The following is a 20,052-nucleotide window of genomic DNA, read 5'->3' on the forward strand; positions in this document are numbered from 1 at the left end:
ATGAGTGCTGGAAACATCGTTGAAATTATCGGCGCGGTGGTGGACGTCGAGTTCCCCCGTGATGCCGTGCCCAAGGTCTACGATGCCCTCATGGTGGACGAGGTCGGCCTCACCCTGGAGGTCCAGCAGCAGCTGGGGGACGGCGTCGTGCGTACCATCGCCATGGGTTCCTCCGACGGCCTGCGCCGCGGCATCCAGGTGTCCAACACCGGCAAGCCCATCTCCGTGCCGGTGGGCAAGGCCACCCTGGGGCGCATCATGGACGTCCTCGGCAAGCCGGTGGACAACGCCGGTGACGTGCAGGCCGGGGAGACCTGGTCCATCCACCGTGAGCCGCCGAGCTACGAGGAGCAGGCGGGTTCCACCGAACTGCTGGAGACGGGCATCAAGGTCATCGACCTGCTCTGCCCCTTCGCCAAGGGCGGCAAGGTGGGCCTGTTCGGTGGCGCCGGTGTGGGCAAGACCGTGAACATGATGGAGCTCATCCGTAACATCGCCATCGAGCACTCCGGCTACTCCGTGTTCGCCGGTGTGGGGGAGCGTACCCGTGAGGGCAACGACTTCTACCACGAGATGAAGGACTCCAACGTGCTGGACAAGGTGGCCCTGGTCTACGGCCAGATGAACGAGCCGCCGGGCAACCGTCTGCGCGTGGCCCTCACCGGCCTGACTATGGCGGAATACTTCCGCGATGAGGGCCGGGACGTGCTGATGTTCATCGACAACATCTACCGCTACACCCTGGCCGGCACCGAGGTGTCCGCGCTGCTGGGCCGCATGCCCTCCGCCGTGGGCTACCAGCCGACCCTGGCCGAGGAGATGGGCGTCCTGCAGGAACGCATCACCTCCACCAAGAAGGGTTCCATCACCTCCATCCAGGCGGTGTACGTGCCTGCGGACGACCTCACCGACCCGTCCCCGGCCACCACCTTCGCCCACCTGGACGCCACCGTGGTGCTGTCCCGCCAGATCGCCGAGCTGGGCATCTACCCGGCGGTGGATCCCCTGGATTCCACCAGCCGTCAGCTGGACCCCCTGGTCATCGGCCAGGAGCACTACGACACCGCCCGCGCCGTGCAGAACACCCTGCAGCGCTACAAGGAGCTCAAGGACATCATCGCCATCCTCGGCATGGACGAGCTCTCCGAAGAGGACAAGCTGGTGGTCTCCCGGGCGCGCAAGATCCAGCGCTACCTGTCCCAGCCCTTCTTCGTGGCCGAGGTGTTCACCGGTGCCCCCGGCAAGTACGTGTCCCTGAAGGACACCATCCGGGGCTTCCAGGGGATCGTCAACGGTGAGTACGATCACCTCCCCGAGCAGGCCTTCTACATGGTGGGTACCATCGAGGAAGCCGTCGAGAAGGCCGAAAAGCTCAACAAGTAACCGGGGGCACGCATGTCCATGACGTTCCACGTCGATATCGTGAGTGCGGAGGAGTCCATCTTCTCCGGCACGGCACACATGCTGGTGGCACCTGCGGAACACGGCGAGGTGGGCATCCTGCCCCGCCACTCCCAGTACGTGTCCCTGCTCAAGCCGGGGGAGGTCCGCATCCGGATCTCCGACTCCGGCGAGGAGCAGAACATCTACATCTCCGGCGGGGTGCTGGAGGTGCAGCCGCATGTGGTGACGGTGCTGGCGGACACGGCCATCCGCGCCAAGGACCTGGACGAGGCCGAGGCCCTGGAGGCCAAGCGCCGTGCCGAGGACGCCCTGGCCAACCAGCGGGCGGACTTCGACTATGCCCGGGCCCAGTCCGAGCTGGCCGAGGCCGCGGCGCGGTTGCGCATGATCCAGAAGCTGCGCCGCTCCTCCAGCCAGCAGTGAGTCCGCCGCCCCCGGGGCAGCGTACAGGACGGACAGGGCCCGGCTGCATGGCATCCGGGCCCTTTTCGCGTTGGGCCGGGAGCCAGGCGCTTCCCGGACGAACCCATCCATGCAACCCGTGCAGCTCATACAGCCGATGCAGGACCACCAGGTGAACCCCGACACCACCGTCATCATCCTCGCCGCCGGCCAGGGTACGCGCATGCGCTCCCGCCAGCCCAAGGTGCTGCACCCCCTGGGGGGGCGCCCCCTGCTGGCCCATGTCATCGACACCGCCCGCGCCCTGGAGCCGGCGCGCATCGTCGTGGTGCACGGCCACGGTGGCGAGGCGGTGCGGGCCGCCCTGGCGGATGCCCCGGTCACCTGGGTGGAGCAGGGGGAGCAACTGGGCACCGGCCACGCCGTGGCCCGGGCCCTGCCGGCGGCGCAAGGCACGGAGCGTATCCTGGTGCTCTACGGCGATGTCCCCCTGGTGGGTGCCGACTCCCTGCGGGCCCTGCTGACGGCCCTGGACGGCCACAACCTGGCGGTGCAGTCCATGCGCCTTTCGGATCCATCCGGCTACGGCCGCATCCTGCGGGACGATGCGGGCCGGCCCGTGGGCATCGTCGAACAGAAGGATGCCACCGCGGCGCAGCGGGCCATCGACGAGGTCAATACCGGCTTTCTGGCCGCCCGGGGGGAATCTCTGGCCGCCTGGCTGCAGCGGGTGGACCGGGACAACGCCCAGGGGGAGTACTACCTCACCGACTGCCTCGCCCTGGCGGTGGCCGACGGTGCCGCGGTCACCGCCGTGGTGGCCGACGACCCGGAGCAGTTCATGGGGGTGAACGACCGGGTGCAGCTGGCGCGCCTGGAGCGCGTGCACCAGCGGCGCCTGGCGGAGCAACTGATGCGGGCCGGGGTGACGGTGATGGACCCGGCGCGGCTGGACATCCGCGGCCGCGTGCAGGCGGGGCGGGACGTGGTCCTGGACGTGAACGTGGTGCTGGAGGGGGAGGTGACCCTAGAGGAGGGGGTCCGGGTGGGGCCCCACTGCTGCCTGCGGGACTGCCACCTGGAGGCCGATGCCGTCATCCAGGCCCACAGCCATCTGGAAGGGGCCCGCGTCGGCCCGGGGGCCTGCATCGGCCCCTTCGCCCGCCTGCGCCCCGGGGCCGATCTGGCCGCCGGGGTACACGTGGGCAACTTCGTCGAGGTGAAGAAGAGCCGGGTGGGGGAGGGCTCCAAGATCAACCACCTGAGCTATGTGGGGGACGCCCGCGTGGGGCGCGGCGTCAACATCGGCGCCGGCACCATCACCTGCAACTACGACGGCGCCGCAAAGCACCTCACGGTGATCGGGGACGGGGCCTTCATCGGCTCCAATTCCGCCCTGGTGGCGCCGGTGACCGTGGGGGAGGAAGCCACCATCGGCGCCGGTTCCGTCATCCACCGCGATGCCCCCGACGGCCGCCTCACCCTCACCCGGGCGGAACAGCACACCCGGGAGGACTGGCAGCGCCCGAAAAAGCCCGACCCGGCCGGGTGAGGCCCATATCCAGCACAACGGAACCACGACCTTGGACCGCGACGCCTACATCCGCAGCCTGCGCGAGGACCTCGTCTTCGAAGACCGGCTGCGGGATCAACCCCTGACCTTCCACACCACCTGGGGCCTGTTCTCCCCCCGGGGGATCGATGCCGGCACCCGTCTGCTCCTGGACCATGTGCAGGTGAACCCCGAGGACGATTGCTTCGACCTGGGCTGCGGCTACGGCCCCATCGGCCTGACCCTGGCCCGCCTGGCCCCCGAGGGGCGCACCTGCCTGGTGGACAAGGACTTCGTCGCCGTGGACTACGCCGCCCGCAATGCCCGCATCAACGGCATCGACAATGTGGACTGCTTTTTGAGCAACGGCTTCTCCCACGCCGGGGAACGGCGTTTCCACCTCATCACCTCCAACCTCCCCGCCAAGGTGGGCAAGGAGATGCTCTACCTCTATCTCTACGACGCCCTGGACCGCCTGCACCCCGGCGGACGCATCTACGTGGTCACCATCACCGGACTGCGGCGCTTCATCGAGCGGGCCTTCAAGGAGGTCTTCGGCAACTACGACAAGGTGAAGCAGGGGCGGGACTACACCGTGGCCCTGGCCCGGCGGGAGGCTTGACCCGGTCCCGGGTTAAAATTCCCGCCGGCATGGGTTACATTGCCCGCACCACCTAAGGAATCACACTCCCGAAACCCCGGCATCCCCACCCGGGCACCGCCTGCGCGGACGGGTTCGGGTCCCCTGGATCCTGCCCGGGGCCCGGCACCGTGCAGCGGCGCCCCGGGGTATGTCCATGATAAGAGGCCTGACCCATGGCAAAAGCCGACCTGATCGCACCGTCCATCCTCTCCGCCGACTTCGCCCGCCTGGGGGAGGAGGTCACCCAGGTACTGGCCGCCGGCGCCGACATCGTCCACTTCGATGTCATGGACAACCACTACGTCCCCAACCTGACCATCGGCCCCCTGGTATGCGAGGCCCTGCGCAAGCACGGGGTCACCGCCCCCATCGACGTGCACCTGATGGTCAAGCCCGTGGACCGCATCATCCCCGATTTTGCCAAGGCCGGTGCCGACTACATCACCTTCCACCCCGAGGCCTCCGACCATATCGACCGCACCCTGCAGCTCATCCGCTCCGAGGGCTGCAAGTCCGGCCTGGTATTCAATCCGGCCACGCCCCTGTCCTACCTGGACTACGTCATGGACAAGGTGGACATGATCCTGCTCATGTCGGTGAACCCGGGCTTCGGCGGCCAGAGCTTCATCCCCGCCACCCTGGACAAGCTGCGGGAGGCCCGCCGGCGCATCGACGCCTCCGGACTGGACATCCGCCTGGAGATCGACGGCGGCGTGAAGGTGGATAACATCGCCGAGATCAAGGCCGCCGGTGCCGACACCTTCGTGGCCGGTTCCGCCATCTTCGGCGCCGGACGGGACGAAGACCCCAACCGCTACGACAGCGTCCTCCGGGCCATGCGCGAGGCCCTGGCCCGGGGGGCCTGAGGCCCACGCCCACCGGCCCGTTCCCGGGGTGCATCCGCCCCGGGCGGGCCGTTCATCCCCGTGCCCTGCGGCACCACCGAACAAGACCCATGACCCTGCCCCATCCCCCCAAGATGCTCCTCATGGACCTGGACGGCACCCTGGTGGACAGCGTGCCCGACCTGACCCACTGCGTCGACGACATGCTCCAGGCCCTGGGGAGGCCCCCCTGCGGCGAGGACAAGGTCCGCCTCTGGGTGGGCAACGGCGTGGAACGCCTGGTGGAACGGGCCCTGGCCGGCGACATGGAGGGGAAGGTGGAGCCGGAACTGCGGGAGCGGGGTCTGGCCCGTTTCCTCGCATGTTATCGCGACCGCCACGCCGTCCAGAGCCGGGTCTATCCCGGGGTGCTGGAGGGGCTGGAGGCCCTGCGGGGCCGGTTCTCCCTGGGCTGCGTCACCAACAAGCCCGCCCGCTTCACCGCCCCGCTGCTGCGCGCCATGGGGCTGGACGGCTACTTTGAAGTGGTGGTGGCCGGTGATACCCTGCCCCAGAAGAAGCCCGATCCCGCCCCCCTCCTGTTCGCCGCGCGGCAGTTCGACGTGGACCCCGGCGATGCCCTCATGGTGGGGGACTCCCGCAGCGACGTGGAGGCGGCCCGGGCCGCGGGGTTTGGCATCGTCTGCGTCAGCTACGGCTACAACCACGGCATCGACATCCGCGAGCAGCGGCCCGACGCGGTCATTGACCGCCTCACCCAACTGCCGGAGCTGCTCGCCCCACCGGCCCCCTGAGCCATCGCCCGTGACACAGCGCCCATGACCCCAGAGACCTTCCAACACCTGGTCGCCCAGGGCTACAACCGCATCCCCGTGGTGCGGGAGATCCTGGCCGACCTGGACACCCCCCTGAGCGTCTACATGAAGCTGGCCGGCAGGCCCTATTCCTACCTGCTGGAATCGGTGCAGGGGGGGGAGAAGTGGGGACGCTACTCCTTCATCGGCCTGCCGGCCCGGCAGGTGGTGCGGGTGCATGGCCACCAGGTGTGTCTCGAGGAGGACGGCCGGGAGGTGGAACGGGTCCGGGTGGAGGACCCCCTGGAATGGCTGGAGGCTTTCCGCGCCCGCTTCCGTGTCCCCGACCTGCCCCACCTGCCCCGCTTCAGCGGCGGCCTGGTGGGTTATTTTGGTTACGACACCATCCGCTACATCGAGCCGCGCCTGGCGGACGGCGACAAGCCCGATCCCCTGGGTGTGCCCGACATCCTGCTCATGGTCTCCGACGAGATGGTGGCCTATGACAACCTGGCCGGTCGGCTCTACCTGGTGGTGCACGCCGCGCCCGACGGCTACGAGCGGGCCCAGGCACGTCTGGATGAACTGGAGGCGGGCCTGCGCCGCCCCACCGAGCTCCCCACCGCCGAGGCCACCAGCCGCCGGGTGGACGAGACCGACTTCGTCTCCGGGTTCACCGAGGCGGGCTTCCAATCGGCGGTGGAGCGCTGCAAGCGCTACATCCTCGACGGCGACGTGATGCAGGTGGTGCTCTCCCAGCGCCTGTCCATCCCCTACCACGCCCGTCCCCTGGACCTCTACCGCGCCCTGCGCAGCCTCAACCCCTCCCCCTATATGTTCTACCTGGACCTGGGGGACCACCACGTGGTGGGGTCCTCGCCGGAGATCCTGGTGCGCCTGGAGGACGACATCGTCACCGTGCGCCCCATCGCCGGCACCCGGCCCCGGGGCGGGGACGAGGCCGCCGACCGGGCCCTGGAGCGGGAACTGCTGGCCGACCCCAAGGAACTCGCCGAGCACCTCATGCTCATCGACCTGGGGCGCAACGACGCCGGCCGGGTCTCGCGCATCGGTAGCGTGCGCCTCACCGACCGCATGGTGGTGGAGCGCTACTCCCACGTCATGCACATCGTCTCCAACGTCATCGGGGAACTGCGCCCGGGCCTGGGGGCCATGGACGTGCTGCGCGCCACCTTTCCCGCCGGCACCGTCAGCGGCGCCCCCAAGATCCGGGCCATGGAGATCATCGACGAACTGGAGCCGGTGAAGCGGGGCATCTACTCCGGGGCCGTGGGCTACTGGTCCTGGCAGGGCAACATGGACACCGCCATCGCCATCCGCACCGCCGTCATCAAGGACCGCACCCTGCACATCCAGGCCGGCGCCGGCATCGTCCACGACTCGGTGCCGGCAAGCGAATGGGCCGAGACCATGAACAAGGGGCGGGCCATCTTCCGCGCCGTGGCCATGGCCGAGGCGGGACTGGAAGTGGCCGGCCGCGACCGGGGGTAACCCCTAAGGCGTCCTCAAAATCTCTGCAAAGCGTCCCCCGGCCCGGTCCCCCGGAGGCGGGTGTCGATCGCAGGGATGCGATCGTCAAGCCAACCCTCATCCCTCCAGATCGATGCGGTCCCCCTGACCCCGCAGCAGACCCAGCCCCAGGGTCAGATACTCCCGCAACTGCCGCGTCAGCAGGAAATTGTCCCGTACGAACGACCGCCCCTTCTCCCCCATGGCCGCCCGCAGGGGCGGGTTGTTCAGCAGATAACGCATACGCAGGGCCGCCCCCTCCGGCGTGCTCACCAGAAACCCCGTATGGTGATCCACCACCTGCAGGCGGATGCCGCCGGTATCCCCACCGATCACCGGCCGCCCCTTCCACAGGGCCTCCGTCACCGTGAGCCCGAACCCCTCCCGCAGGGACTTCTGCATCACCAGATCCGAGGCCCGCTGCAACGCATTGATGGTGCGGTGGGCGTCCGGGGGCAGGGCCAGGATGTGCACATCCGGATCCTCCCCCGCCGCTGTGCGGGTCTCCGCCAGTATGACCTCCCCCTCGGGATCATCCTCCGCGCTTCCCCCCGCCAGCACCAGCTGCAGCCCGGGCACGAACCCCTTGGCCAGGCGGTAGGCCTGGATCACCCCCACCGGATCCTTGAAGCGGTCGAAGCGGGAGACCTGGGTCACCAGGGGACGCTCCGGATCCAGATCAAACTGCCGGTGCACGGCAGCGATCTCATCCGTTTCCAGATCCACGTTCTTGTCGCTCAGGGGGTCGATGGAGGGCGGGATGAGATACTCCGGGTGGGGCAGGGCCTGGGCGAAGGCCGCCAGGGAGAAGACGCTGGCGTCATACCCCGCCACATACCGCCGCAGGAAGCGCCACACCGGCCGGTAGGGGCGGCTGGCATCCACGTGGCAGCGCCACACCCAGCGGCCCCGGCGCCCGGGGCATTGGGCCAGCAGGGCCGCCGGCTGGGGGTCGTGGATGAACACCAGATCCGCCGCCTCCAGCTGCGGCCGCAGGCTCTCGGCATTGCGCGCGGCCGTCTCCTCGAAGGCCTCCACCTGACGCGGGGTCAGGTTCACCGCATTGCCCTGCAGGGCGTTGTGGATGCCCTTGGTGCACTGGTAAAAGGCCGGATCCCCCTGGATCACCAGCCAGTCCACATCCAGACCCAGCTCCCGGGACAGGGGCACCAGCTTGTTCAGGATCTCCGCCACCCCACCGCCCACCCGCGTGGAGTTGACATGCACCACCTTCAGATCCCGGTAGTGGGCCGCCAGCTGCACCAGATGATCGATGACATCCTCGCCGGCCACCCGGGCATAGGCCGTCAGCAGTTCGCTCATGCCGCGGTCCCCCCCAGGGCCTGACGTGCCGCCTCCGCCAGACGCTGGCGGATCTCACCCAGGGAGGCGAAATAGGGCTCCACCTCCGCCAGGGCCTGGCGCATCCCGGCCGCCTCCTCCCCGAAGGGCTCCAGCCAGGCGCGGAAGTCGTCCACCTGGCCCGGGGCGCGGCGGCGGGCGTCGATGAAGTGATAGAAGATACTGCCCGTGGACAGGTGCGGCATGAGCACCGCCAGGGCCTGGGGGGAGGTGATGCGGTGGCGGGTGTCGAAGGTGACGATCTGGGAGCGGATGAACTCGAAGGGACGGTCCGCCCGCATCCAGTGCAGGGCCTCGCTCTCGTCCAGGCGCTGATCCATCAGGTCCAGGAGCTCCATGCGCAACTCCTCCAGATCCGGGAAATCCGTGGGATCCAGCACCGCCAGGCGTTCCGCCAGGGGGGCGTCGTGCAGGGTGTGGCGCACCCAGGCGGCGAAGTCGTTGTTGAATTCCCGCTCCTCGAAGCGGGCCTGGATCAGCCCGCCCCAGAAGTGGTGATAGATGCTGTTCACCTCCACCTCCTGCAACTGCTCCCGCAGCTCCCGCAGGCCGTAGGCCCGGCGTCCGGTGGAGAGGGCGATGAGGGCGCAGTCCCTGACAGCGAACTCGGCGGGCATATCCGGAGGGGCCATGGCGGTGTCCTGCTGGGGCGGTGTCTCCCTGATTCTAGATCCCCGCTGGCGGACCGGGGGTGTGGGCGGCATCATATCCCAGGCCTTGCGGCTATATTGAGAACAAAGCCCTGCACGGTGTCCCCCCCATGGCCACGCCCCGCCCACCGCCCCTGGTCGCCACCTGCCGCCTGCAGCTCCACGCGGGGTTCACCCTGGACGATGCCGCCGCCCAGGTGCCCTACCTGGCGGCCCTGGGGGTGAGCCACGTCTACCTCTCCCCCTGCCTGCAGGCCATGCCCGGCAGCACCCACGGTTACGACGTGGTGGACCCCTCCCGGGTCAACGCCGAACTGGGGGGCGAGGCAGCCCGTCAGCGCCTCTGCCGCGCCCTGGAGGCGGCGGGCATGGGCCAGGTGCTGGATCTGGTGCCCAACCACATGGCCGTGGCCGGGGAGCGCAACCCCTGGTGGTGGGACGTGCTGGAGAACGGCCCCTCCAGCCGCTACGCCCCGTATTTCGACGTGGACTGGGAGGCCTGCGAGGAGCGCTGGCCCAACAAGGTCCTGCTGCCGGTGCTGGAGGACCACTACGGACGCGTGCTGGAGGGTGGGGCGCTGCGCCTGCGCCTGGAGGCGGGGCGCTTCACCCTGCACTGCCGCGACGAGACCTTCCCCCTGGACCCCTCTTCGCTTGCGGACCTGCTGGACCCGGAGCATGGGGCCTGCGATCACCCCCTGCTGGACTTCCTGGCGGAGGCCTGCCGCCGCCTGCCGCGGCCGCGGGTGACCCTGGGGGCGCTGCGGGAGCGCCGCCACCGGGACAAGGACGTGATCCGGGACCTGCTGGCCCGCCTCTGCCGGGAGGTCCCGGCCGTGGAGGCCGCCCTGCAGGCCCGGGTGGCGGCGCTGAACCGGGACCCGGATGCCCTGGACGCCCTCCTGGAACAGCAGAACTATCGCCTGGCCTGGTGGCGCACCGCCGACCGGGACCTGGGCTACCGGCGCTTCTTCGATATCCAGGACCTGGCCGGCCTGCGGGTGGAGGACGAGGCCGTCTTCCTGGCCACCCATGCACTGCCCATCCGCTGGTGCCGGGAAGGCTGCGTGCAGGGACTGCGCATCGACCATCCGGACGGGCTGCGGGACCCGGCCCAGTACCTTCGCCGCCTGTCCCGGGCCTGCCCCGGGACCTGGCGTGTGGTGGAGAAGATCCTCATGCCGGGGGAGGCCCTGCCCCGGGACTGGCCCGTGGACGGCACCACCGGCTACGACTTCCTCAACCGGGTGCAGGGGCTGTTCGTGGACCCGGCGGGGGAGGGACCCTTGACCGCCCTCTGGGGGCGCATCCGTGGTGAACCGGAGGACTGGCCCGCCTGCGCCGAGGCCGGCCGGCGCCAGGTGCTGGAGGAGCGCCTGGCCAGCGAACTGGGGCGCCTGAGCGCCCTGTTCGTGCGGGTCTGCGAGCGCCACCGCCGCCACCGGGACTACACCCGCCACCAGCTGCGCCGGGTACTGCTGGAGACCGCCTGTGCCTTCCCGGTCTATCGCACCTACGTGACGCCGTCTGCCCCCGTGGCCCCGAGCGATATCCGCGTGATCGCCACGGCGCTGGACACGGTGCGCCAGCGCTGCCCGGACCTGGATGCGGAACTGCTGGACTTCTTCCAGGCCCTGCTCACCCGGCGCCTTACGGGAGACCTGGAGACGGAACTGACCCTGCGCTTCCAGCAGCTCACCGGCCCGGCCATGGCCAAGGGGGTGGAGGACACCGCCTTCTACCGCTTCCACCGCCTCGTGGCCCTGAACGAGGTGGGCGGTGATCCGGGGGCCTTTGGCACGGACCCGCAGGACTTCCATGCCGCCTGTGAGGCGATGCGGCAACGCCATCCCCGCACCCTGCTGGCCACCTCCACCCATGACACCAAGCGCAGTGAGGACGTGCGCGCCCGGCTGGTACTGCTCTCGGAGATCCCCGGGGCCTGGGGGGAGGCCGTGGCGGGGTTCATGGAAGGCAACGCCCGCCACCGTCAGGGGGCGTGGCCCGACGCCCCCACCGAGTACCTCTATTATCAGACCCTGGTGGGGGTCTGGCCCGATCCCGATGCGGATCCCGCCGACCTCGGGCCGCGGCTGCGGAGCTATATGGAAAAGGCGGTACGCGAGGCCGGGGTGCATACCTGCTGGATCCGGCCCGATGAGGCCTATGAGGCGGCCGTGCAGGCGTTCGTGACCGCCACCCTGGAAGACGCGGATTTTTGCCGGAGCCTGGAGGCCTTCGTCGCCCCCCTGCGCACCCCGGGCCGCGTCAACGGCCTGGCCCAGACCCTGATCAAGCTCACCGCCCCCGGTATCCCCGATCTCTATCAGGGCACGGACCTGTTCGACCTGAGCCTGGTGGACCCGGACAACCGCCGGCCCGTGGACTGGGATCTGCGCCGCCGCCTCATGGCCGTGCTGGACGGGGATCCGTCCCCGGAGGCCGTGCTGGCCCATGGCCAGCCGGGACTGGCCAAGCTCTGGCTCATCCGCCGCACCCTGGCCCTGCGCCATGCCCGTCCCCGGGCCTTCGCCCCGGAGGCGGCCCATCGGCCCTGCCGCGTCCGGGGCCGGTGCGCAGGCCATGCCCTGGCCTATCTGCGGGGCGGGGAGGTGCTGGTGCTGGTGCCCCGCCTGGTGCTGGGCCTGGGGGGACAATGGCGGGACACCGTGCTCAACCTGCCCCCGGGGCGCTGGGACAACCCCCTCACCGGTGAGGTGCTGGAAGGGGGCAGGCACGACGTGGCCGCCCTCCTGGCCCGGTTCCCCGTGGCCCTCCTGGCGCGTCGGGAGAGGCCGTCATGACGCAGCTGCGCGTCTGGGCCCCCCGGGCCGGCCGCATGAGCCTGGAGACCGCCGCCGGATGGCGGCCCATGATCCGGGACGGGGACGGTACATGGCGGGTGCAGGCCCCGGAGCTGGTGCACGGGGCCGACTACGCCCTGTGGGTGGACGGGGAGGGCCCCTTCCCGGACCCCCGTTCCCCCTGGCAACCCCGCGGCGTGCACGGCCCGTCCCGGGTGGTGGATCACGGCCGCTTCCCCTGGAGCGACGCGGGCTGGCGCGCCCCGCCCCTGGCCGCGGCGGTGATCCAGGAGATCCACGTGGGCACCTTCACCCCGGAGGGTACCTTCGATGCCGCCATCGGCCGGCTGGATCACCTGCGGGACCTGGGCATCACCCATGTGGAACTCATGCCCGTGGCGGCCTTCCCGGGGACACGGGGCTGGGGCTACGACGGCGTCGCCCTGTTCGCCCCCCACGCCCCCTACGGCGGGCCCGATGGCCTCAAGCGCCTGGTGGACGCCTGTCACCGCCGCGGGCTGGCGGTCCTGCTGGACGTGGTCTACAACCACCTGGGCCCCGACGGCAACCATCTGGCCCGTTTCGGTCCCTATTTCACCGATGCCTACCGCACCCCCTGGGGGGATGCGGTCAACCTGGACGGCCCCGACAGCCCCGGGGTGCGGCGCTTCTTCCTGGACAACGCCCGCATGTGGCTGCAGGACTACCACTTCGACGGCCTGCGTCTGGACGCGGTGCACGCCCTCATGGACCGCTCCGCCGTGCACCTGCTGGAGGCCCTGTCCCGGCAGACCCGTCATCTGGAGGCCCGCCTGGGGCGCCCCCTGGTACTCATCGCCGAGAGCGACCTGAACGACCCGCGCATCGTGCGACCACCGGAGCTGGGGGGGCTGGGGCTGGACGCCCAGTGGAACGAGGACTTCCATCACGCCCTCCACGCCCTGCTCACCGGCGAGCGCCAGGGGTACTACGCCGATTACGGCAACATGGAGGCGCTGGCGCGGGTCTTCACCGCCGGGTTCTGCCTGGAGGGCCAGTACAGCCACTACCGGCGCCGTGACCATGGCCGCTCCGCCGCCGGGCTTGCGGGCCGGACCTTCGTCGCCTGCCTGCAGAACCACGACCAGGTGGGCAACCGGGCCGAAGGGGAGCGCAGCACCCACCTGCTGAGCGAGGGACTGCTGCGGGTGGGGGCGGCGCTGGTGCTCACCGCCCCCTTCGTGCCCCTGCTGTTCCAGGGGGAGGAATGGGGGGCCCGCACCCCGTTCATCTACTTTACCGACCACCAGGACCCGGCGCTGGCCCGGGCCGTGGGGGAGGGGCGCCGGCGGGAGTTCGCCGCCTTTGGCTGGGATGCGGCGCGTATCCCCGATCCCCAGGATCCGGACACCTTCCGGCGCTGTGTGCTGGACTGGAACGAGCCGGAGCGCCCGCCCCATGCCGGGCTGCTGGCCTGGCACCGGGACCTGATCGCCCTGCGCCGCCGCCTGCCGGATCTGACGGATGACCGCCTGGAGCGGGTGCGGGTGCGCTTCGACACCGCGGCCCGCACCTGGGTCATGACCCGGGGGGCCGTCACCGTGGCCTGCAACCTGGGGCCGGTGGCCGCGGATCTGCCCCTGTCCCCGCAGGAGACGGGCCGGCCCCTGCTGTGTTCCACCCCCGGGATCCGCACCGGTGCCGCCGGCGTGCATCTGCCAGCGGCCTCGGTGGTGCTGCTGGAGCGCCCGTCCCGCGCGGGGGAGGGGGATGAATGTGCCTGAAGCCCCGCTCCTTCAACCCGGGGCCGGCGGGGACGGGGGCCGCGCATGGATGATGCGGTTCACCAGGGCCAGCTTCTCCAGGGCCGGCCGGGGCAGCACGAAGGGATAGGCCGGGGCATGGCCCATGCTCTCGTTGAGGGTGTTGAGGGCGTAGCTCAGGGGCAGCCAGTGGCGGATCAGGGCATCGAAATCCTCCTGGGCATAGGGATCGAAGTCCGGGGCCGCCTGCAGCACCGGCCCGGCCCCGCGCGCCAGCTGGACCTGCAGGCCCCACTGATGGGCCGTCTCCAGGGTGTCCACGATGTGCAGGTAATGGGCCCAGGTCTCCGCCCAGTCCTCCCAGGGATGGCTGCTGGCATAGGCGCTGACGAACCGCTCCCGCCAGTCCGGGGGCGGCCCCGCAGCGTAGTGCTGTTGCAGGGCCTGGTGGTAGTCCCGGGTCTCATCGCCGAAGGATTCCCGGAAGGGGCCGAGCCAGGGGGTGTCCCGCACCAGACGCTCCCAGTAGTGGTGTCCGGACTCGTGGCGGAAATGCCCGAGGAGGGTGCGGTAGGGTTCCGCCATCTGCTGGCGCAGCCGCTCCCGCTGGGCCGGATCCGCCTCGGCGATGTTGAGGGTGATGAGACCGGCGTTGTGGCCGGTCATGACCCGGTCCGCCTCGGAGAAACAGGGTTCGGGGTCGGCCAGGAAGGCGAAGCCCAGGCCCGCCGCATCCCGCGCCCGGGGGATCACCGGCAGCCCCAGGCGCAGCAGGCTGTACACCAGCCGCCGCTTCTCCGCCTCCAGCCGGCCCCAGCGGGCCCTATTGCCCTCCACCCCCAGGTCGGGGATGACCTCGTTGAGGCGGCAGGCGGTGCAGAAGACCTCCGTGGCCTCCTCCGCGGGGATCATCCAGTTGCACACCCCCTCCCGCCAGTAGTGGGTGCACATGCGGTAGCCCCGCTGCGGGGCCCCCACCGGGTGCCAGAGGTCCCCCCCCGCGGGTTCCAGGGCCACGAGTTCGGTGGTATCCGGCAAAAAGCCCAGGGTATGGCCGCAGCGGGTGCAGGCGGTGTTTGCAAAGTAGATCAGCTGCCCGCAGGCACCGCAGTTGAAGATCTTCATCAGAGCCTCTCCGGCATCGGCCCGGAAGGGCCGTGTATCCATGGTAAGGTAACCGCAGGGCACCGGGGAGATGCCGGGCATGACCCGTCCCCCGCCCCTGTGGTATGAATCCGGTGATGCCCTGCATTGCCCAGTCGCCGCCGACCGGCCGAGGATGCCGCGCCCATGCTGTTGATGATCGATAATTATGACTCCTTTACCTACAACCTGGTGCAGTACCTGGGGGAACTGGGTGCGGAGGTGGAGGTGCATCGCAACGACGCCCTCAGCGTGGAGGCCGTGGAGGCCCTGCAGCCGGAGCGCATCGTCCTCTCCCCCGGCCCCTGCACCCCGGATCAGGCGGGCATCTCCATGGAGGTAATCCGCCGCTTCGCCGGGCGCGTGCCGCTGCTGGGGGTCTGCCTGGGCCACCAGTGCATCGGCCAGGTCTTCGGCGGGCGCATCGTCCACGCCCGGGAGATCATGCATGGCAAGACCTCGCCGGTGCACCACCGGGATCTCGGCGTCTTCCGGGGCCTGGAGAACCCCCTGGAGGCCACCCGCTATCACTCCCTGGTGATCGACCGGGCCAGCCTGCCGGACTGCCTGGAGGTGACCGCCTGGACCGAGACCCCGGAGGGGGAACTGGACGAGATCATGGGGGTGCGCCACCGGGAATGGGCGGTGGAGGGGGTGCAGTTCCACCCCGAGTCCATCCTCACCCGTCAGGGCCACGAGTTGTTGCAGAACTTCCTGCGCATCCCCGCGGTGGTTGACCGCCCGCACGGGGCCGCTGACAATCCCGGAAACGATCACGAAAGAGGCCGGCCCCGCCCATGAACATGCAGGAAGCCCTCCGCGCGGTCACCGAGCACCGGGACCTCAGCGGCCCGGAGATGACCCAGGTCATGCGCCAGATCATGACCGGGGAGGCCACCCCGGCGCAGATGGGGGCCTTCCTGGTGGGCCTGCGCATGAAGGGGGAGACGGTGGACGAGGTGGCTGCCGCCGCCGCGGTCATGCGCGAGCTGGCCACGAAGGTGGAGGTCTCCCCCGAGCACCTGGTGGACACCTGCGGCACCGGCGGGGACGCCTCCGGCACCTTCAACATCTCCACCGCCGCCGCCTTCGTGGTGGCCGCCGCCGGCGGGCGCGTGGCCAAGCACGGCAACCGCTCCGTCTCCAGCCGTTCCGGCAGCGCCGATGTGCTGGAGAGTGCCGGGGTGAACCTGGAGCTGGATCCCGAGGCGGTGGCCCGGTGCATCGACCGGGTGGGGGTGGGGTTCCTGTTTGCCCCGCACCACCACGGCGCCATGAAGTATGCCGTCGGCCCCCGCCGGGAGATGGGCGTGCGCACCCTGTTCAATGTCCTGGGGCCGCTGACCAACCCGGCGGGGGCCCCCAACCAGGTCCTCGGTGTCTTCAGCACCCACTGGCTGGAACCCCTGGCCCAGGTGCTGGGACGCCTGGGCAGCCGCCACGTGATGGTGGTCCATGCCGAGGACGGCCTGGACGAGATCAGCATCGGCGCCCCCACGCGGGTGGCGGAACTGCGCGACGGCCGGGTGAGCAGCCGCATCATCGCCCCCGAGGACTTCGGCCTGGCGCGCACCCCCCTGGACGCGGTGCGGGTGGACAGCGCCGACGAGAGCCTGGCCCTGATCCGGGGCGTGTTCGCGGGCCAGCCGGGGCCGGCGCGGGACATCGTCCTGCTCAACGCCGGCGCCGCCATCCACGTCACCGGGCTGGCCGACTCCATGGAGGCGGGTGTGCGCCGGGCGGCGCAGGTGATCGACGACGGCACCGCCGCCGCCCGGATGGATGAACTGGCCCGCTTCTCCCAGACCTTCAGGTCGTGATCCCCCGGCGACCCTGCAACCCGGACTTCCCCCAGCCATGACCGACACCCCCGACATCCTCAAGAAGATCCTGGCCCGCAAGCGGGAGGAGGTGGCCGAGCGCCGCCGCCGCACCCCCCTGGAGGAGCTCACCCGTTTCGTCGACGCCGCCCCGGCGGTGCGCCCCTTCCTTCAGGCCCTGCGGGACCGCATCCATGGCGGCGGGGCGGCGGTCATCGCCGAGATCAAGAAGGCCAGCCCCAGCAAGGGGGTGCTGCGCCCGGACTTCGACCCGGCGGCCATCGCCCGCGCCTACGAGGGGGCGGGGGCCACCTGCCTGTCGGTGCTCACCGATCACGACTTCTTCCAGGGGCACGAGGCCCATCTGGAGGACGCCCGCGCCGCCTGCGGCCTGCCGGTGCTGCGCAAGGACTTCATCATCGACCCCTACCAGGTCTACGAGGCCCGGGTGATGGGGGCCGACTGCATCCTGCTCATCGTCTCCGCCCTGGGGGACGTGAACCTGAAGGACCTGCTCATGCTGGCCCACGAACTGGGCATGAATGTCCTGGTGGAGACCCATGACGCCGCCGAACTGGAACGGGCCCTGGCCCTGGATACCGAACTCATCGGCATCAATAACCGGGACCTGCGCAGCTTCGAGACGCGCCTGGAGACGACGCTGGACCTGGTGGACCGGGTGCCTGCGGACCGGCTCCTGGTGACCGAGAGCGGCATCCATACCCCGCAGGACGTGCAGCGCATGCGCCGGGCCGGCGTGCACGCCTTCCTGGTGGGGGAGGCCCTGGTGAAGGCCCCGGATCCCGGCGCGGCCCTGGCGCGGCTCATGGGCCGCGGGGCCTGAGGGGAGACCTGTGGCCCCACGGGCCGTATATCGTTGCGAAGGAGGCTTGCCATGACCGCGCGCTATGAATCCATCCCGTCCCATCCCGTCTCCGACGATGTCCTCGTCCACCGTTACCGCCAGGGCCTGCCATTAAGGGTGACCCTGGAGGACCCGGCCACGGACGTCATGACCGACCTGCGCCGCGTGGAGGCCATGACCGTTACCCCCGGGATCCCCATGGAGACCGCCCTGCAGAAGATGATCCACGCCGGGGTACGCCTGCTCATCGTCGTCACCCCGGAGGACCGGGTGCAGGGGGTGGTGACGGCACGGGATATCCTGGGGGAGAAGCCGGTGCAGGTGGTCTCCGGCGAGCGCATCACCCATGGGGAGCTTCAGGTGCAGCATGTCATGACCCCCCGGGCCGAGCTCACGGTGCTGGATCACTTCGACGTGGTGGTGGCCCGGGTGGGGGATGTGGTGGCCACCCTGCGGGCGTCGCGGCGGCAGCATGCCCTGGTGGTGGAGCACGACGAGGACCGGCACGAGGTCCTGCGCGGGTTGTTCTCCCTCACCCAGATCGGGCGCCAGTTGGGGGTGGAGATCTCCGCCGAGGGCCCGGTGCAGAGCTTCGCCGAGATCGAGAAGCTGCTCACCGCCTCCTGAGGCGTGGGGTCTGGAAAAAGAAAACCCCGCCGATGGCGGGGTTTGCTTCCACTCAAATTCGGTCGGACCCGGGGGTCGGGGTCAGATGGCCTTGACGTTGGCCGCCGCCATGCCCTTCGGGGTGCTCTGGGTGTCGAACGACACCTTCTGCCCCTCGGCCAGGGTGCGGAAGCCGCCGCCGTCGATGGCGGAGAAATGGACGAATACGTCCTTGCCCCCATCATCCGGCGTAATGAACCCAAATCCCTTGCTTTCGTTGAACCACTTCACGGTACCGGTCAGCACTGCGTATTACCTCGATGAAAAAGACACACTATGCGCAGGCGCCCGGATGTCAGGTCGCACACGGAGGTTTTTCTCCCCGGCTGCGGGATACCCGCGACCCCTGCAGGACCGACTATACGCCGCCCCCGGTGCAGAAGCCATAACCCGTTCACATTTTTTGTCCCGGAGACGGCGAATCCGTGGATTTCCGACAAGCGGTCGATGGCACCGGCCCGACGCGCCGGATATCCCTTGACCTGCACCCCGGGATCGGAACCGCCCCATGCCATCTGAAAAGATCCGCGTCCTCCCCGCCGGGCATCCGGAGCACCGCCGCCTGGTCTGGCTGCACGGCCCGGCGGAGGCGGCCCGGGCCCGGGCGGCGGCCTGGTGCCAGCGGCTGGCGCATCCGCAGCAGGCCGCCTGGGTGGGGATGGCCCCGCCCGCGGACCTGGACCTGCCCGTGTCCGTATGCCCGCCGCCCCAGGCGGACACCCTGCTGGGGCGCAGCCTGGAGGCCCTGGTGTTCGACGCCGCAGACGGCCTTGCCCCCGATGCCCTCGGGGCCGCCGCCGGGTCCCTGCGCGGTGGCGGGGTGCTGCTGCTGATCCTGCCCGCTGCCTGCCTGCAGTCCCCCTTCGGCCGGCGCATGGCCCGCATCCTCGAGGCGGCGCTGGTTCCGGCCCCTGCGGATGCCCCCCTGCCGTTGCCCCAAACCCCGCCGGAGCTTGCCCATCCCGACCGGGACGGCTGTCTCACGCCGGATCAGCGCCGGGCGGTGGCGGCCCTGGAGCGCCTCTCCCGGGGGCGCAGTGGACGCCCCCTGGTGCTTACCGCCGACCGGGGGCGGGGCAAGTCGGCGGCCCTGGGGATCGCCGCCGGACGCTGGCTGGCCCGCGGCCGCCCCGCGGCAAGCCCCCCCCTGCGCATGGTGCTCACCGCGCCGCGCCTGGCGGCTGTGGCTCCGGTGCTGGAACGGGCGCGGGCGGCGCTGCCGCCGGGGCAGGGCCGCCGGGAGGCGGCGATCCTCACCGGTCCCGGCGGATGCCTGGAGTACCTGCCCCCAAAGGCCGCCTGCGCCGCCGATGCGGACCTGGTGCTGGTGGACGAGGCGGGGGGCATCCCGGTGCAGTGGCTCCGGCGCCTGCTGGACGCCCATGGACGCATCGCCTTCACCACCACGTTGCACGGCTACGAGGGCACGGGCCAGGGCTTCGCCGCCCGCTTCTCCCCCCTGTTGTGCCGGCGGTTCCCCGCAACCCGTTTCCTTCACCTGGAGCGGCCGGTGCGCTGGGCACCGGGGGATCCCCTGGAAGGGCTGCTGGAGCACCTGCTGCTGCTGGGGGCGCGGATCGGGGCCGGGGCAAGGGTGTCCCCGGTGGACGGGGACCGGGTGGAGACCCTGTCCCCGGCGCGCCTGGCCGGGGATGAGGCCCTGCTGGCGGCGGTGTACGGCCTCCTGGCCCTGGCCCACTACCGCACCCGCCCCTCGGATCTGCAGCGCCTGCTGGACGATCCGGCCATGGAGACCATGGTCCTGTGGCGTGGGGGCAGGGTGGCGGCCGTGGCCCTGGTGGCCCGGCCCATGCTGTTCACCGCCCTGAC

18 protein-coding genes are annotated in these 20,052 nt (G+C 70.4%); 14 read left to right on the top strand and 4 right to left on the bottom strand.

The window, feature by feature from the left end; translation table 11 throughout:
- From atpD to trpE, 7 genes are all read left to right on the top strand, one after another.
- Positions 1–1,383 (top strand): F0F1 ATP synthase subunit beta, encoded by a 1,383-nt coding sequence (atpD, locus tag CKO33_RS06150; protein WP_200180324.1) that lies wholly within the window; start codon positions 1–3, stop codon positions 1,381–1,383.
- Positions 1,384–1,395: 12 nt separating this feature from the next.
- The gene (locus tag CKO33_RS06155) at positions 1,396–1,827 is read left to right on the top strand and encodes a F0F1 ATP synthase subunit epsilon (RefSeq protein WP_200180326.1); all 432 of its coding nucleotides are present in this window, start codon (positions 1,396–1,398) and stop codon (positions 1,825–1,827) included.
- Positions 1,828–1,936: 109 nt separating this feature from the next.
- On the top strand, positions 1,937–3,358 hold the full coding sequence (gene glmU, locus CKO33_RS06160; RefSeq protein WP_242472499.1) for a bifunctional UDP-N-acetylglucosamine diphosphorylase/glucosamine-1-phosphate N-acetyltransferase GlmU: 1,422 nt from the start codon (positions 1,937–1,939) through the stop codon (positions 3,356–3,358).
- A gap of 31 nt (positions 3,359–3,389) precedes the next feature.
- Positions 3,390–3,980 carry a class I SAM-dependent methyltransferase gene (locus CKO33_RS06165; protein ID WP_242472500.1) on the top strand — a complete coding sequence of 197 codons (591 nt, stop codon included), beginning with the start codon at positions 3,390–3,392 and terminating at the stop codon, positions 3,978–3,980.
- Between the two features lie 194 nt (positions 3,981–4,174).
- Positions 4,175–4,867, top strand: a complete 693-nt coding sequence (gene rpe, locus CKO33_RS06170) for a ribulose-phosphate 3-epimerase (protein WP_200180329.1) — start codon at positions 4,175–4,177, stop codon at positions 4,865–4,867.
- 89 nt (positions 4,868–4,956) lie between these two features.
- Positions 4,957–5,640 (top strand): phosphoglycolate phosphatase, encoded by a 684-nt coding sequence (locus tag CKO33_RS06175; protein ID WP_200180331.1) that lies wholly within the window; start codon positions 4,957–4,959, stop codon positions 5,638–5,640.
- A gap of 24 nt (positions 5,641–5,664) precedes the next feature.
- Entirely contained in the window at positions 5,665–7,152 is a 1,488-nt protein-coding gene (trpE, locus tag CKO33_RS06180) for an anthranilate synthase component I (RefSeq protein ID WP_200180333.1), read from the top strand.
- Between the two features lie 96 nt (positions 7,153–7,248).
- Here the strand turns inward: trpE and CKO33_RS06185 are convergent, their stop codons facing one another.
- A complete protein-coding gene (locus tag CKO33_RS06185; protein WP_200180335.1) occupies positions 7,249–8,493 on the bottom strand; it encodes a glycosyltransferase in 1,245 nt (414 codons plus the stop codon).
- A complete protein-coding gene (locus CKO33_RS06190) occupies positions 8,490–9,164 on the bottom strand; it encodes a DUF5752 family protein (protein WP_200180337.1) in 675 nt (224 codons plus the stop codon). The genes CKO33_RS06185 and CKO33_RS06190 overlap by 4 nt, the downstream gene beginning before the upstream one ends.
- 128 nt (positions 9,165–9,292) lie before the next feature.
- Between CKO33_RS06190 and treY the strand changes: the two genes are divergently transcribed.
- Together treY and treZ are read left to right on the top strand one after the other, a co-directional pair.
- On the top strand, positions 9,293–11,986 hold the full coding sequence (gene treY / locus CKO33_RS06195) for a malto-oligosyltrehalose synthase (RefSeq protein WP_200180343.1): 2,694 nt from the start codon (positions 9,293–9,295) through the stop codon (positions 11,984–11,986).
- A complete protein-coding gene (gene treZ, locus CKO33_RS06200; protein WP_200180349.1) occupies positions 11,983–13,749 on the top strand; it encodes a malto-oligosyltrehalose trehalohydrolase in 1,767 nt (588 codons plus the stop codon). Before treY ends, treZ begins: the two co-directional genes overlap by 4 nt.
- A gap of 12 nt (positions 13,750–13,761) precedes the next feature.
- Here the strand turns inward: treZ and CKO33_RS06205 are convergent, their stop codons facing one another.
- A complete protein-coding gene (locus CKO33_RS06205) occupies positions 13,762–14,853 on the bottom strand; it encodes a zinc-binding metallopeptidase family protein (RefSeq protein ID WP_200180351.1) in 1,092 nt (363 codons plus the stop codon).
- 165 nt (positions 14,854–15,018) lie between these two features.
- On the opposite strand from CKO33_RS06205, the gene CKO33_RS06210 reads away from it, so the two are divergent.
- From CKO33_RS06210 to CKO33_RS06225, 4 genes are read left to right on the top strand one after another with little or no spacing between them, the layout of a single operon-like run.
- On the top strand, positions 15,019–15,672 hold the full coding sequence (locus tag CKO33_RS06210) for an anthranilate synthase component II (RefSeq protein WP_200180353.1): 654 nt from the start codon (positions 15,019–15,021) through the stop codon (positions 15,670–15,672).
- Positions 15,669–16,691 carry an anthranilate phosphoribosyltransferase gene (trpD, locus tag CKO33_RS06215; RefSeq protein WP_200180355.1) on the top strand — a complete coding sequence of 341 codons (1,023 nt, stop codon included), beginning with the start codon at positions 15,669–15,671 and terminating at the stop codon, positions 16,689–16,691. Before CKO33_RS06210 ends, trpD begins: the two co-directional genes overlap by 4 nt.
- 37 nt (positions 16,692–16,728) lie before the next feature.
- Positions 16,729–17,535, top strand: coding sequence for an indole-3-glycerol phosphate synthase TrpC (trpC, locus tag CKO33_RS06220; RefSeq protein ID WP_200180357.1), 807 nt, complete (start codon positions 16,729–16,731; stop codon positions 17,533–17,535).
- Between the two features lie 51 nt (positions 17,536–17,586).
- On the top strand, positions 17,587–18,183 hold the full coding sequence (locus tag CKO33_RS06225; RefSeq protein WP_200180364.1) for a CBS domain-containing protein: 597 nt from the start codon (positions 17,587–17,589) through the stop codon (positions 18,181–18,183).
- A gap of 81 nt (positions 18,184–18,264) precedes the next feature.
- Here the strand turns inward: CKO33_RS06225 and CKO33_RS06230 are convergent, their stop codons facing one another.
- Complete coding sequence (locus CKO33_RS06230) at positions 18,265–18,468, bottom strand: cold shock domain-containing protein (RefSeq protein ID WP_200180366.1); 204 nt, start codon at positions 18,466–18,468, stop codon at positions 18,265–18,267.
- Between the two features lie 262 nt (positions 18,469–18,730).
- Here CKO33_RS06230 and CKO33_RS06235 point away from each other — a divergent pair.
- Positions 18,731–20,052, top strand: a 1,322-nt coding sequence (locus CKO33_RS06235) for a tRNA(Met) cytidine acetyltransferase TmcA domain-containing protein (protein ID WP_200180368.1), incomplete at its 3' end; no start/stop codon positions are given.

It is taken from the genome of Ectothiorhodospira mobilis, assembly GCF_016584115.1.
Classification (GTDB): Bacteria; Pseudomonadota; Gammaproteobacteria; order Ectothiorhodospirales; family Ectothiorhodospiraceae; genus Ectothiorhodospira; species Ectothiorhodospira mobilis.